This is a genomic window from Candidatus Goldiibacteriota bacterium HGW-Goldbacteria-1, assembly GCA_002839855.1.
In the GTDB taxonomy this organism is placed as follows: Bacteria; Oederibacteriota; PGYV01; order PGYV01; family PGYV01; genus PGYV01.
Window position 1 is genome coordinate 1 of sequence record PGYV01000007.1, and the last position, 14,586, is coordinate 14,586.

Genomic DNA, 14,586 nt, shown 5'->3' on the forward strand with positions numbered 1-14,586 from the left:
TGTGTTGCGGTTTCTGTGATGGTTTGAGTCATAGTCTGCGTCATTGTTTCGGTTATAGTTTGCGTTACAGTCTGTGTTGTAGTCTGTGTCATTGTCTCTGTCACAGTCTGCGAAACAGTCTGTGTTGCGGTTTCTGTGACAGTTTGTGTCATAGTCTGCGTCATTGTCTCGGTTACAGTTTGCGTTACAGTCTGTGTTGTGGTCTGTGTCATTGTCTGCGTCATTGTTTTGGTTACAGTCTGTGTCACAGTCTGCGTTGCAGTTTCTGTGATGGTATGTGTCACAGTCTGCGTAGTTGTTTCTGTTACAGTCTGCGTTACAGTTGACGTATGCACAAGCACTGCCTGAGAATAACCTGTAGGAACGGATGCAATAACCGCGCCGCCCATCCCATTTAATTCCGCGGTAAATGTTTTTAATCCCGCGTCTGATATTGCGCTAAATTTTATTATGTCAAAATTAGGGTCAGAGAAAACATTCCATCCCGCGCCGGCATATGTTACTTCAACATCAGCGCCGTTCATTGCCGCTGTTGCGCCCGGATATGTGGTTGAAAGGCCGCCGGTTACATTAACCCCTGCAGGTATTTTTATAAGCACGCTTGTGATAGGACCTTCATTTCTTGATGATAACCTGTAAGTGTATCCTGTCAGCTGTCCGAACGCCGTATAATTGGGTTCTATATATCCATACGCCGAAGGGGTAAAAGTGGATGTGGCCGTAGCGGTTTGGGTTATTGTCTGCGTTACTGTCTGCGTGGCAGTTTCTGTTATAGTCTGTGTTGCGGTCTTAGTAACAGTGTCAGTACTTGTCTTTGTTGTTGTTTGTGTCACTGTCTGTGTGTTTGTTCCCGTCACTGTTTCCGACACTGTGCTTGTTACAGTCTGCGTGGCTGTTTCTGTAATTGTCCGGGTATTCGTTCCTGTCGCTGTTTCCGACACTGTTCCTGTTACACTCCGCGTTGCGGTTGCGGTAATGGTCTGCGTATTTGTTTCTGTCACAGTCTGTGAAACTGTACCGGTTGCAGTTTCAGTTGATGTCTGTGTTACGGTTTGTGTTTCTGTCTGCGTCATTGTTTCAGTTATAGTCTCTGTTACTGTCTGCGATATAGAACTTGTTGCAGTTTGTGTTACAGTCAGCGTTTCAGTTGCTGTCTGCGAAACCGTCGGCGTAACTGTCTTTGTGGGCGCGCTATAGTCAATTTCAAGATAAAAATGATCAATATATACAATGTCCGTTATATCCCTTGCTGTTATAACAACACCAAGGCTGTCAACTGTTGCCGCGTTCCATGCATAACCTGCCGTTATATCAACATCAAGGATTTCAAGCGCGCTTGTGGTGTGCGTCACGGCATAATACGTATCAATATTACCTGTCTGCCACGTAATGCCGTTATTCGTTGTAAGGTTAATATCCAGCCTGTCATCAACAAGCACACCTGAAGCGTACTGCCTTATACGCAGTTTAACGGAATTAATTATGATTTCACTTGTAAGAAGGTTGTTAAAACCGGTATATAACCTGTTCCCCGAAACGCCTGTCTGGGCAAGCCCATTATTAAAAGAAACAATATTTTCAGGTGTTGTCCAGTCAGACGACTGTCCGGGCATGGAACCATTGGCGGAAAGCGTAATAATATCCGCGCTAACCCCGGAAAACAAACCAGCTATGAAAACTGTAATTATCAAAAACACTCGCAGCACTGACATACCTCTATACTAATTTAGGCCTTTGTATTCCCCCGGCTTTATTTGTACTAATATTATACTATATAATATAGGCAAATAAAGGGATTATTATAAGGAAGGGGGAAAGGCGGCAGCTCGGCAGCTCGGCAGCTTGGCAGCTCAGCAGCTCAGCAGCTTGGTTGAAGCGAGCCTGCGATACGGAAATCCCCTGGCTTGCCCGAGTCTACGAGCGCAAGTGTCAGAGGACGGCACGCGCTTAAAAAATACACCCAATCCCTGTGGAACATAGGATTGTAAGGTAAGAGAGTTAAAGTCAAATAACTATGTAACTGCCGCGCCCTAAAGGGACGCGCCTACCAGGACTTTAAAAACAATAATTAAATACAAAATCCGCGGGCTAAAGACCCGCGTCTACCAATACCAAACCCGGTTGCCCAGCTGCTTAGCTGCCCAGCCGCCGAGCTGCTATTTCTTCGCCCTTGGGTGTGCTTTATCGTATTCCTTTTTCAGCCTTGCCACGGTTAAGTGGGTGTATATCTGGGTTGTGGACAGGCTGCTGTGTCCTAAAAGTTCCTGCACGGAGCGCAGGTCGGCGCCGCGGTCTAAAAGATGCGTGGCATATGAATGCCTTAGCGTATGCGGGGTCACTTCTTTTTGTATGCCGGCTTTCAATACATATTTTTTCATCATTCTTTCTATGCTTCTTGCGGTAAGCCGCGTCCCGTTTTTATTGACAAACAAAGGGCCGGAATCAAACTTTGATTTTAATTCCCTTATATACTGTTTAAGTATATTAAGCGCGATTCCCCCAACGGGTACTATGCGCTCTTTGGAACCTTTTCCCAGAACTTTTATTTCTTCATTCACGTAATCAATATCACCTGAATTAAGTTTTACAAGTTCATCTATTCGCACACCGGTGGAATAAATGAATTCAAGTATTGCCCTGTCGCGCAGCCCGAAAAATTGGCTTATGTCCGGGGTTTCCAGAAGCGCCGCTGTTTCCGCTTCGGTTAAAAAACCGGGCAGCCGTTTTTCGGCTTTGGGGGTTAAGATGTATTCAAAAGGGTTGGATGTAATTTTTTTGGAGCGCAGCAGAAACCTGTAAAAATTTCTGCACGCCACTATTTTTCTTATGACAGAATTGCGGTTGTATTTAGCGCGGGACATTTTTTCCATAAATGCCCTTATTGATGTTTCATCGGCTTTTTCAAAACCGCCGGTATGTTTTAAAAACTGACGTATGTCATTGCCGTAACTTTCGGCAGTCTTGGGCGAATAATTCTTTTCGTGTAAAAGGTGGCGCAGGTACAGTTCAAGTTCCGGGCTGTTTTCCGGCTCACTCATTCGAAACAGTTTCCTTGTCATACTTGTAATCGCACTGCCTGCAGTATACCGTCACGTTATTTTTGCGCCATTTTTCAAGAAGGAAAGGCGCCGCGCATTTGGGGCACTTTTCATCTATGGGCTTATCCCAGACCATGAATTTGCACTTTGGGTAATTGCTGCACCCGTAAAATTTTCTGGTCATCTTAAACGTTCTTTCTATTATATCGCCGCCGCATTCCGGACACGGAACGCCGGCTTTTATTATGTGCTGTTTTGTGTACTTACATTCAGGGTAGCGCGAACACGCGATAAAGGCGCCGTACGGGCCGCGTTTTAATAAAAGCGGGCTGCTGCAGTCAGGGCAGCTTCCTTCTATTTTTTCCTGCTCCCTTTCCATTCCTTCCATCGGCTTGGCGTTTTTGCATTCGGGATATTTTTCGCAGGACAGGAATTTTCCGAACCTGCCCCACTTTATTATCATCCTGCTGCCGCATTTTTCGCACTTTTCTTCAATATTGCCTTCAAGCTCGCGCTTCATTTCATCCATATGCGGTTCCGCCGCCGCTATAAGTTCCGTTAAATTGGCAAAGAAACCCTTTAACAGCGTCTTCCATTCCACGCTTCCTTCTTCCACGCGGTCAAGGTCGCCTTCCATTTTAGCGGTAAATTCTTCATTTATAATTGTGGGGAAATTCTTTGACAGAATGCCCGACACAAGCGTGCCAAGTTCCGTAGGCATAAATTTGCCCCTGTCCCTGTCCACGTATTTTCTGTATACAAGGGTGGATATAATTGGCGCGTAAGTGGACGGCCTGCCTATATCTTTTTCTTCCAGCGCTTTTACAAGCGAAGCGTCCGTAAAATACGGCGGCGGCTGTGTAAAATGCTGCTCCGGCATTAATTCAAGAAGGTTAAGCGCGTCGCCTGTGTTTAATTCGGGAAGCAGCGCCTGTTCCTGGCTGCCGTCATTTGAATCCTGTTCCCCGCCTTCCTGTTCTTTGGGTTCTTCGTCATAAAGTTTCATGAAACCGTCAAATTTCTTAATTGACCCGTTTGCCTGAAGCGTATAAGGGCCGGCGGCTATTTTTACGCGCGTGTCGTCAAATACGGCGGGCACGCTCTGTGACGCCATGAATCTTTTCCATATTATGGAGTATATCTTAAACTGATCCGGGTCAAGGCTGTCTTTTATTGCGCCTAAATTTCTGTAAGCGGATGACGGCCTTATGGCTTCATGCGCGTCCTGTGAAGATTTTTTGCTTTTATAGAAATTCGGTTCCGCAGGCACATATTCAGCCCCCAGGTTTTCACCTATGTATTTCATGGCTTCCTGCTGGGCTTCCGCGGATACCCTTAAGCTGTCAGTTCTCATGTATGTTATTAAACCCACATGCCCTTCGCCTTTAATTTCAACACCTTCATAAAGCTGCTGCGCCAGCATCATGGTCTTCTGCGCGGTAAACCTGAAACGCTTTGCGGCATCCTGCTGCAGGGTGCTGGTTATAAAAGGCGGGTACTGCTTGCGCCTTCTTTCTTTTTTCACCACATCAGAAACTGTGTACTGCTGATTTTGAAGTTCCGCCACAACGACAGCCGAATCCGGCTCTGCTTTTAAATCTATTTTTTCGCCGTTTTTTTCCGTAAGCTTGGCTTCAAATTTACCGGCATTTAATTTTTCAAATAACCCTTTTACGCTCCAGTATTCCACGGGGTTAAAGGCATCAATTTCTACCTGCCTGTCCACAATTAATTTTAACGCAACTGACTGCACCCTTCCTGCCGACAGCCCTTTCCTTAATACTTTCCATAACAGCGGGCTTAAGCGGTAACCTACAAGCCTGTCTAACACCCTTCTTGCCTGCTGGGCGTTTACAAGGTTTATGTTTATTTCGCGCGGGTTATCAAGCGCGTTTAAAACAGCGGACTTTGTAATTTCATTAAAAGTCACCCTTACTATCTTTTGGGAGCCGGGTTCTTTCTGCACGCGCAGAATTTCGTTGGCAACGTGCCAGCAGATTGCCTCTCCTTCGCGGTCAGGGTCAGTAGCCAGATATATTTCTGCGGCATTTTTTGTCTCTTCTTTTATTTCCTTTAATATTTTCTTTTTATCCTTCATTACTATATAGGTCGGGGTGAAGTCATTTTCAACGTCCACACCCAGTTTTGTCTTGGGAAGGTCAAAGATGTGCCCTTTGGTGGCAAGCACTTTATATTTGCCGGCAACAAACTTTTTAATGGTATTAACCTTGGTGGGAGACTCAACAAGTATAATCTTTCCGCTTTTTTCTTTGCCGGACTTTTTTGATTTAACCGCTTTTTTCTTCTTTGCGGCCGGTTTTGCCTTTTTCGCCGGGCTTTTCTTTTTTATTTCTTCGGTGCTGTCAGACAATGTATGACCTCCTGGTTTACCTGTTGCGGACAAAATTCATTCCAGCAAGCTGCCTTACCGCGCCCTTCATTTCAAGAAGAGTCAGCATGGAACTCAATTTAATTACATCAATATTACTTTCAAACGCTATAATGTCAACATGTTTTTTTTCAAAACTTATTTTTTCATATACCTTTTTTTCATCGTCAGTCAGTTTTAACGCCGTATTTACGGCTGTTTCACTCTCTTTTTCGGGTATTTTTATGTCTTCAAAAAATTCTATTAAAATGTCGTCCGCGTCCTGCGCTATCTTTGCACCCTGTGAAATAAGCCTGTTGGCGCCGCGCGACTTTAAGGAAAATATTGACCCCGGAACCGCAAAAACTTCCCTGCCCTGCTCCAGCGCGAAATCAGCCGTTATCATTGTGCCGCTTTTCTCTCCGGCTTCCACCACCAGCACGCCTTTGGCAAGCCCGCTTATAACCCTGTTGCGCTGAGGAAAGTTCTGCTTTAACCCTTCCGCGTAAAACGGAAATTCGGATATTATAGTCGCCTTTTCAAGCATCTCTTTTATAAGGGGCCTGTTTGCCATTGTCAAAAGCTGCCCGAACCCAAAACCTAAAACACCCGCCGTATACACACCGCTGTTTAACGCCGCCCTGTGTGCCCTGCTGTCTATGCCGGTGGCAAGCCCGCTGATTATGGAAAAATCTGAAAAAATTGCGCGCATACGCTGAACCATTCGCCTTACCGCGGCTTCACCATATTCCGTGCACTGCCTGGTGCCCACTATCGCAAGCGGAAGCGCTGTCTCCTGATAGTCCACCCCTGCCATGTACAGGACCGGAGGCGGGTCGTAAATGGTCTTTAACTGCTTTGGATATTCTATGTCATCCAGGCAGATAATCCTGATGGAATGTTTTTCGCACGCATCTTCTTCACGTTCGGTAATTTCCGGGGTTAAGGCAAGTATGTCACGCGCAATCTGTTCGCCTATCCCTTCAACCCCCATAAGCATCTGCTGCGGCGCGTCAAATATATCAAGGCATGTGCCAAAAGCATTTATAAGCCTGCGGAGTTTTATCCCGCCGATTGCGGGAATTGTATTAATGGCAATTAACGCGTCTTTTTCCGTGCAGAATTTTCCCATTATCAAAAACCCCTCTAAAGTTTTTTTGTTCAATAGGATTTTACTATTGTGAACGGGGCGGTGTCAAGGCAAGAATAGATACTTTGATGCTTGGATGCTCAGATGGTTGGATGACGGAAGAACGAATTTTTAGATTTCGCTTTTGCTTATCTGCTTATAGCTTATACTGCTGCTATTTTTTAGTTTTCTTCCGTCCCTCTGTCCCTCCGTGCATCCGTCCCTCGCGCTTCATTAATTAGGCTTCATCTTCCCTATCAGCAGATAATCTTTATCAAAGCCGGCGCTGTAATAGATATAACCGTCAGGGCAAACAGCGGCTGGATAAACATTTTTCCCGGCCGAGATATTCTGGTAGCATAAATCGTCCCCGCCGTCTAAATTTATATTCTGCGTGCTGTGCCTGTCAAGATTTTCCCCGTTATAACACACAACCTGGAACTTGGATTTTTTGTCTTTTTTGGCAAGAAAATATATTCTGCCTTCGTAATCCCCAATATACGCGTGAACCAAGTACCCTGTCCCTTTTTCCTGTTCTACAGTCCCTTCGGCAAGGTTGTACTTCATAAGCTTCATCTTACCTTTATCCACATAATCCTGTATCGCATACACGGTATATTTTCCGCCTATATACGCCTCGTCCAGCAGGCTCATATTATTTATCCCTATAAATTTTCCCATTACGCCGGTTATTCTGCTCTCTTCATCCCCGCTGCCGGCGGGAGGCAGTATTGAATATTGGCCCCTGTGAGGCATCTGGTTTTTATTGCCTTTTTCCACGGGAAGGTATTTTAACCCTTTTTGTTCATACACGCGCCCGTTTTTAGAGTCTATAAAAGCATTACTTATCTCTTTAAAAGTAATAAGCCGCTCACCCTGCGTGTCATAAAAATGCAGCTGCTGCCCCCTTAAAAAATATACGCCGTTGTCATAAAACCCGCGGAACTTCATCCTTATGACCCTGAATGAATCGCTTTTATAAAAAGTATGAATCACTTTGCATTTATCATCTTCCTTTATATACTTAAGAATCCTGTCATTTGCCTGATCTAAAAAATACATCTGCCCCGCGGCATCCGCGGCAAACTGGGTATAAAGATGGCAGCTGTCAGTACCGGCGCCGGATTCCACATTTATTCTGCCCATGTTTTTTCCCATAGCGCTTCTTGGTATTTTTATGATTTCATCCGCGGATAATACACCGGCAAACAGCAGCATAATTATAATTACAAAATATCTCCTCATCATTCAGCCACCGTGACAGCGCTTTGCCCTTCGTGTGCATTGTCACATTCTGCCAGAGCCCCGCGCATCGTTGACATTGGCACGCACACAATATCCCCGGGTACGGTATCGGTGGAATAATGGTCAAGTATACCGCTTGCGTGTATTACCACATCCCCTTCATACGAATAGCTGTAACCGGTAAATTCGCCTTCACTGTCAAATTCAGCTTTTCTCTGAATATCGTTTACCAGATACGGCAGGTCGCCGTCATTTAAGAAAGCCGCTTCGTTTCTTTTCCATGTGACTTTTTTATCCGTGAAAAACAGCCCTACATGCCTTGGCGACCTGTAAAAAAATATTATGTCGCCATTTTTTATTTTTTTAGTTTCCTGTTTTTTCAGAGCTTCAGATTTCTTCTTTTTTTCATACCAGCTGTTTTCCATACACACAAACTGCGTGCTTACAAGGTCTGATACTTTTATTGACTTCACCCCGTTGGTTTTATAGACGTACTGAATAAACCCGGAACAGTCAAAACCGGTCAAACATTTTGTGGCGCTGTCGTAACAGCCGGAAGGTTTTTCCGGGCAGGTTCTGCATTTTATGCAGGGCCCTTTTCTATTGTCATTTTTACTGCATGCAAAATGGTCATACGGCGACTTTGCGCCATAGACATAATCTTTGCCTATAAAATGAACCGCGGTTTTATATACCGCTTTGGCAAACTCCGTTTCCTGTTCAGCCGCGCCTGCCGCCGCGAATAAAAAAATAACAGCGGAAATAATAATCATTGTTTTTTTCATTCAGACATCCTGTTTTAAGGTAATTTCAAATTGCAGTATGCTATTATTTTTTCGATTTATTTTCCGCTTCTGCTTAACCGCTTATAGCTTATTTTTTCAGGTTTGTTTCCGCTTCTGCTTAACTGCTTACTGCTTTTCTGCTTAAGTCCTTACACAAACCTTATTTCCACATTGTCCCCGTTCTTAATAGGCGTTGTGTATCCCGCTTTTTCCCCGTTTAACTTAAGGTCAAGCATCTTTCCCTTAAGCCTGCCCGTATCAATCGGATAGTTTTTAAATATTGTGGAAAGTATAACCGGTTCCTGCGGCGCTTTAATCTCTATGGACGCGCCGTTTATTATGAATTCATCTTCTCCGGCCCTTCTTCCGTTCATAGTAATTTCAAACCTGTCGGCTTCTATTTCATATGGTTTTCCGTTTATTGAAATTGTAATTTTACTTTTAAGTTCTTCTTTAAAAAGGTCGCGTATCCTGTAATAGCTTGGCTTGTCAGAATATTCCAGCCTGTCCATGTTTTTTACCGTAAAATCAGGCGGCACATCCATGCCGTTTACCTTAAGCTGATAAGTTCTCTGTTTTAACACTTCGGGTTCGCCGTTTAACGTGATTATTATATCGCGTTCCTGCGCCTGCGCGCCTATTGCAAGCCCTGATTTGGACAGCACTTCAGATACGGTTTTTGGCGCCGATAATGTGACAGATGCCCTGTCCGGAACCGCTTCGTTTTCGCTTACCTGAAACCCGTTTATATAAATCTCCGGCGCTATTTTTTCCACCCTGCCGTTTATTTCCACCGTAAGGGCGTTATCCGCTGTTACAAGGTCACCGGCTTTTACCGCCGCGTTAACGCCGTTTTTAACGGCTGTTATCAAAATTTCATCGCCATTCTTAATCACGTCATCAATGCCGTGCTGAACTCCGTTTACAAAGAATTTAGCATGTTCCCCGTGGCCGCCGCGCACTATATTTAGCTGCCCGTTAACCGTAAAAGATACAGCTTCGCCCGGTTTTCCATACAGGTGTTTCAATTCCATGCCTGATGCAATTACAGCGTCCATTACTTTTATTTCCTGCTCCATGTTAATAATATAATGTTTTTCTCCGTTTACTTTAACTTCTATGAATCCCAGCCCGCGTCCGTACAGCGCGGTGTCAAGTATGCCAAGCGGGGTCGCGCCTTCTGTGCCGCCTAATTCTTCCGGCAGATTCTCTATTTTCATTGTGTTCCTGGGTTCTCTGCTGCCCACCCTGTTTTCCGGCAGCCCAAGTTTTTCCGCCACCCTGTTTCTTAAATAAACAAAAGAACTTCCTCCGCCCACCATGACAACGGCGCGCGGCTGCCTGCCGTTTAACATCAGTATTTCATCCGCGATGTCCGCGGCTATTTCTTCTGTTTTTTCTTTTACAGCCAGTATAAAATCAGCGTGAGAAATTTCAAAAGCATTACCGAAAATATCATTGCCTGACAGTGAAGTTCCGGCAGCTGACGCCCTTTTTATGATTTCCGCCTGGTTAAAATCAGTCAGGTATTCATTAACTATAACTTCCGTAATTTCATCGCCGGCTTTTGGTATCATGCCATAAGCCGTGATTTTCCCGGATTCGGTAATCGCAATGTCCGACGTGCCCGCGCCCACGTCCACCAGCGCCAGATTTAAAAGCCGCATATCTTCGGGAATGGTCACAGCCATGGCCGCTATCGGTTCAAGGGTAAGCCCTGTAAGTTTTAACCCGCAATTTTTCAAAACAGATATCAAGCTGTCAAAAGTTATTTTAGGAAGGAATGTGATAATTGTGTCCACGCTTAAACTTTCTTTGGCAAAATGCTGCAGCGGGTTTTTAACATGCTGGCCGTCAAGGGTGTAATGCGACACGCTGTACCCCACGCAGTAATACCCCTGCTTTTTTTCTTCTGTCATCTTAAGCGTCGCTTTTTTAACGCACTCTATCGTAAGGCCGCGCAGCTCATCGCGCGTTATTTCGCCTTTCTTATTTATCCGCGCTTCTGTCTTTTCGGTATGCAGGTTTCTTCCCGCAAGCGCAGTGACAGTTTCTGTTATTATAATATTATTTCTTTCTTCAAGTTCTTTTTTTATTTTTGCGACTATCCCGGAAACCTCTTCAATGCTGTGTATCTGCCCGTCCACCATTGCCCTTTTTTCGTGCTCGCGCACACAGGCATCAACTATGCGCATTTTATCGCCGCTTAATTCGCCAAGTATTCCGGCCACTTTTCGTGTCCCTATATCAAGGGCAAAAACAGCCATTGTTTAATCCACCTTTATGGCTGACAGCAGCACTTGTACGGAAGGAATATCAGGTACTAACAGCAGATACCCTTTTATCACTTTATCATTTGCCTCTGAGAACTGGGTTTCAATGGAAAGAATATGATTTGACATGCCTTCAAACCCTTCTGAAAGAGAATTTAAAATAGCGCCCGATATGTCAAAAACCAGGCTGGGTACAGACGGCAATAATAACAGCCCCAGAAATTCATTAAGGGCATTCATATATGCGCCGGCAAGGATGTTGCCGGTCTCTTTTATGGCGGAATTGCCGACTTCTGACAGCACTTTGGTGGTGCCGGCCGGATTCTGCAGCAGCATATCCGCAAGCGACAGCGCGCTTTCCCTTGTAAGCAAAAGCAGAATTTTTGCAGTCACGTCGCCAAGCACGTTCATTATTATGCCCGCGACAAGGGTATTGGAATCCCCAAGCAGGTTTTCCACTTCCTTAAGTTTTAATATCTTAACCTGCGGCACTGATATCATAATTTTTCTTTTTAAAAGCTGCGACAGCGCGGTGGCCGCGTGTCCCGCACCCACATTACCCACTTCTTTAAGCGCATCCACCTGAACTTCAGTCAGCGTCAGCAGTGAATCATCCGGCATTTTATTACCTCTTTTAATTTTTTTGTCAAACAGTATATGCCTGCACGTTTAAAGCAGCGAAGTGATATCCACAATTAAGCTTATACTTCCGTCTCCCAGGATGGTGACGCCGGAAAATCCTTTAGCGAATTTTAAAAATTCACCCAGGCTCTTTATCGCCACTTCCTGTTGACCTATCACGCGGTCCACTTCTATGGCCGCCTTTTTATCCCTTACATCCACTATCACAAGTTCGTGCACTTCAGCTTCAACGCGTTTTTTTCCAAGCAGTTCCATTAAACTGTAAACAGGTATAACTTCTTCTCTTAATATTATTACTTTTCTGTTCTGAATATAGCGGTACTCTTTTTCAAAACTTTCAAATGTTTCCACCGTGTGAATAACCGGTATGGAATATGTTTCCTTGCCGGCTTTTACAAGCAGCGCCTGTACAATTGCCAGGGTAAGCGGCAGTTTAAGTATAAATTTAGAGCCCTCTTTCGGATAATTTTCTATCCTGAATATACCGCCAAAACCTTCTACCTTAGTTTTAACCACATCCACACCCACGCCGCGTCCCGAAACTTTATTCACGCTTTCCATAGTGGAAAAACCCGGAAGGGCAATAAGCGCCACCACTTCATCATCATTCATATTTTTAAGACGCTCTTCAGTAACCACTTTTCTTTCCAGCGCTTTTTTTCTTACCGCCGCGGTGTTAATTCCGGCGCCGTCATCAGACACCTCTATTATTACGGAGTTGCGCTCCCTTTTAGCTGAAAGTCTGATTACACCCTTGGGATTTTTACCGGCTTTTATCCTTACATCCGGCATTTCTATACCATGGGCAAGCGAATTTCTTATCAGGTGAAGCAGCGGTTCGTTCATCTCTTCTAACACAGTCCTGTCAATTTCAATATCCCCGCCTTCTATTTCCACTTCCACCTGTTTGCCCGCCTGCATTGCAAGGTCGCGGACAGAACGCGGATACCTGTCAAAAATATGCGACACGGGAAGCATTCTTACGCTTGTAATTTCTATCTGCAGCTCGTCTATAACCCTGTCAAATTCTTCCACTGTATCATTAAGAAGTTCATATTTTTTTTCCTTGGCTATCTGGTCAAACCTTATCTTGTTGATGACAAGCTCTCCCACAAGGTTCATAAGCGTGTCCAATTTTTCAATGTTCACCCTTACGCTCTGCGCCGAAGAATGTTTTTTCTGTTCCCCTTCACGAGGGTTTTCTTCCGGCTTAACAGGCGCGTTTTTTTCCGGCTGTGACAAAACAGCTTCTGCCGTTTTTTCAGCCGTTAATTCTTTAATATTAACATCTTTAACCTCGGACACTTTTAACACAAGTGATTTTGTTTCCTGTACGCCAAGCGCCGTTGCAAAAACAAATTCAAATTCACTGTCAAATTTTCCTTCTTCTATATCCCGGGAAGACGGGTAAGAGCCTATTATTTCGCCTTTCTCGGAAAGGTTTCTTGACACCATAAATGAACGCACGTTTTTAAACGCGCAGTTTTCAACAAGGATTGTTTTAATAAGGTATACTTTCATTGATTTTGCCATGGCTTCACTTACTATTTTTTCATCCGCTTTCACGTTAAATCCTGCGGCTTCTGTCAAAGGTGTTTCTTTTCTTACCTCGGATTTTTTTGCCGTAATTTTTGGCGCGCTTTGAACAGGCAGCGGCTGCCCCGCATCAAGCTGTTTTTTTATGCTGTCTGCCACAATTGCGGCGCCGGCTGAATAATCGCTGTTAGTCTCTGCAATGGAATCAATAAAATCAGAAAGCGCGTCCACACTTTTAAACAGCAGGTTCATTATTTCCAGCGTCGGCCTTGTTTTGCCGGAACGCACAGAATCAAGCACTTCTTCAAGTATATGGGTAAATCCGGCCATTCTGTCGTAACCCATAGTGGCCGACATGCCTTTTAAAGTATGCGCAGCCCTGAAAAGTTCATTGACCGGCGTTAAATCATCAAGATTTTTTTCAAGGTCCAAAAGGGAATTGTTCAGGTTATTGACATTTTCCCTGGCCTCTTCCATAAAGACTTCCCTGTAACTGTCCATATTCATCATTTGCCGCCCGTTATACGCGCAATTGCCGACACAAGCGCGTCTTTCATCCCTGCGATGGATGATACTTCATCAGCCAATCCTCTTTCGATTACCGCCCTGGGCATTCCATAAATTACACTGCTGTCTTTATCCTGTGCAAGCACAAGGGCTTTTTTTGCCTTTAAGCGCTCTACTCCGGCTGATCCGTCCTTGCCCATTCCGGTAAGAACCACTGCAATTGATTTGCCTTCAAATTTTTCAGCCGCTGAAAACAGCGTCATATCTGCGCTTGGCCTTACACCCAGCCTTGTGGGTTTCTGGTTAAGCGCTATAATATAATTTCCGTCAATTTTTTCAATTTCCATGTGGAAATTTCCCGGCGCCACGTATGCCCTTCCCGCTGTTATTATTTCGCCGTCTTCCGCTTCTTTAATACTGATAAGCGACTGGCTGTTAAGCCTTTCTGCAAGCGTTTTTGTAAAACCCTGCGACATGTGCTGTACTACCAGATACGCGGCAGGAAGGTTCCTTGGAATTTTCGGTATAAATTCGGAAAGCGCCCTTGGCCCGCCCGTGGAAGTCGCGATAATTACAAGGACAAAATCTTTTACTTCTTTCTCTTTTTCCGGCGCTTTTTTTTCAACTGTTTCCGGCGCAAAAAATGTAAGTTTTGAAGCGTCGGTGGTTGCCGCAATTTTTATCTTGCTTATAAGTTCGTCTTTTACTTTTTTTATGTCTATGGAAATTTCACCGGAAGGTTTACATACAAAATCCACAGCGCCATATTCAAGCGCCTGAAGGGTAATTTCCGCCCCTTTGGGAGTATAAGCGGAAAGCATTATAACCGGCGTGGGACGCTCGCTCATTATATAACCAAGGGTGGCAAGCCCGTTCATTTTTGGCATTTCCACATCAAGGGTGATTACATCGGGTTTTAATTCAATGGTTTTCTTAAAGGCTTCCTGCCCGTCTTTCGCGGTGTCTATAACCTCAATTCCGTCATCTTCCTGAAGGATTTGAGGAATGATTTTTCTCATGAAAGCGGAATCGTCTACAACAAGGACCCTTATCTTTCCCATTT

The 14,586-nt window shown here is 44.6% G+C and carries 10 protein-coding genes; all 10 read right to left on the reverse strand.

Annotated features, from left to right (window positions below):
* Window positions 1–1,712 (reverse strand): hypothetical protein (locus CVV21_08115; protein ID PKL91169.1); only part of this gene is annotated, 1,712 nt, incomplete at its 3' end.
* A 444-nt stretch (window positions 1,713–2,156) separates the two neighbouring features.
* The gene (locus CVV21_08120) at window positions 2,157–3,038 is read right to left on the reverse strand and encodes a tyrosine recombinase (protein ID PKL91170.1); all 882 of its coding nucleotides are present in this window, start codon (window positions 3,036–3,038) and stop codon (window positions 2,157–2,159) included.
* On the reverse strand, window positions 3,031–5,442 hold the full coding sequence (locus CVV21_08125; GenBank protein ID PKL91171.1) for a type I DNA topoisomerase: 2,412 nt from the start codon (window positions 5,440–5,442) through the stop codon (window positions 3,031–3,033). Before CVV21_08125 ends, CVV21_08120 begins: the two co-directional genes overlap by 8 nt.
* The gene (gene dprA, locus CVV21_08130) at window positions 5,426–6,538 is read right to left on the reverse strand and encodes a DNA-protecting protein DprA (protein ID PKL91172.1); all 1,113 of its coding nucleotides are present in this window, start codon (window positions 6,536–6,538) and stop codon (window positions 5,426–5,428) included. The genes CVV21_08125 and dprA overlap by 17 nt, the downstream gene beginning before the upstream one ends.
* A 231-nt stretch (window positions 6,539–6,769) precedes the next feature.
* Window positions 6,770–7,780: a hypothetical protein gene (locus CVV21_08135; GenBank protein ID PKL91173.1), complete on the reverse strand. Its 1,011-nt coding sequence runs from the start codon at window positions 7,778–7,780 to the stop codon at window positions 6,770–6,772.
* Entirely contained in the window at window positions 7,780–8,565 is a 786-nt protein-coding gene (locus CVV21_08140; GenBank protein ID PKL91174.1) for a hypothetical protein, read from the reverse strand. Before CVV21_08140 ends, CVV21_08135 begins: the two co-directional genes overlap by 1 nt.
* Before the next feature lie 149 nt (window positions 8,566–8,714).
* Entirely contained in the window at window positions 8,715–10,832 is a 2,118-nt protein-coding gene (locus tag CVV21_08145) for a hypothetical protein (GenBank protein PKL91175.1), read from the reverse strand.
* Window positions 10,833–10,835: 3 nt separating this feature from the next.
* On the reverse strand, window positions 10,836–11,459 hold the full coding sequence (locus CVV21_08150) for a CheY-P-specific phosphatase CheC (protein ID PKL91176.1): 624 nt from the start codon (window positions 11,457–11,459) through the stop codon (window positions 10,836–10,838).
* A 48-nt stretch (window positions 11,460–11,507) separates the two neighbouring features.
* Entirely contained in the window at window positions 11,508–13,526 is a 2,019-nt protein-coding gene (locus CVV21_08155) for a chemotaxis protein CheA (GenBank protein PKL91177.1), read from the reverse strand.
* Complete coding sequence (locus CVV21_08160; protein ID PKL91178.1) at window positions 13,523–14,584, reverse strand: chemotaxis response regulator protein-glutamate methylesterase; 1,062 nt, start codon at window positions 14,582–14,584, stop codon at window positions 13,523–13,525. The genes CVV21_08155 and CVV21_08160 overlap by 4 nt, the downstream gene beginning before the upstream one ends.
* Between the last annotated feature and the right edge of the window lie 2 nt (window positions 14,585–14,586).

Coding starts and splice junctions, on each gene's coding strand:
- CVV21_08120 (PKL91170.1), bottom strand. CDS start 3,038: ATGAGTGAGCCGGAAAACAGCCCGGAACTTGAACTGTACCTGCGCCAC.
- dprA (PKL91172.1), bottom strand. CDS start 6,538: ATGGGAAAATTCTGCACGGAAAAAGACGCGTTAATTGCCATTAATACA.
- CVV21_08135 (PKL91173.1), bottom strand. CDS start 7,780: ATGAGGAGATATTTTGTAATTATAATTATGCTGCTGTTTGCCGGTGTA.
- CVV21_08140 (PKL91174.1), bottom strand. CDS start 8,565: ATGAAAAAAACAATGATTATTATTTCCGCTGTTATTTTTTTATTCGCG.
- CVV21_08145 (PKL91175.1), bottom strand. CDS start 10,832: ATGGCTGTTTTTGCCCTTGATATAGGGACACGAAAAGTGGCCGGAATA.
- CVV21_08150 (PKL91176.1), bottom strand. CDS start 11,459: ATGCCGGATGATTCACTGCTGACGCTGACTGAAGTTCAGGTGGATGCG.
- CVV21_08155 (PKL91177.1), bottom strand. CDS start 13,526: ATGATGAATATGGACAGTTACAGGGAAGTCTTTATGGAAGAGGCCAGG.
- CVV21_08160 (PKL91178.1), bottom strand. CDS start 14,584: ATGGGAAAGATAAGGGTCCTTGTTGTAGACGATTCCGCTTTCATGAGA.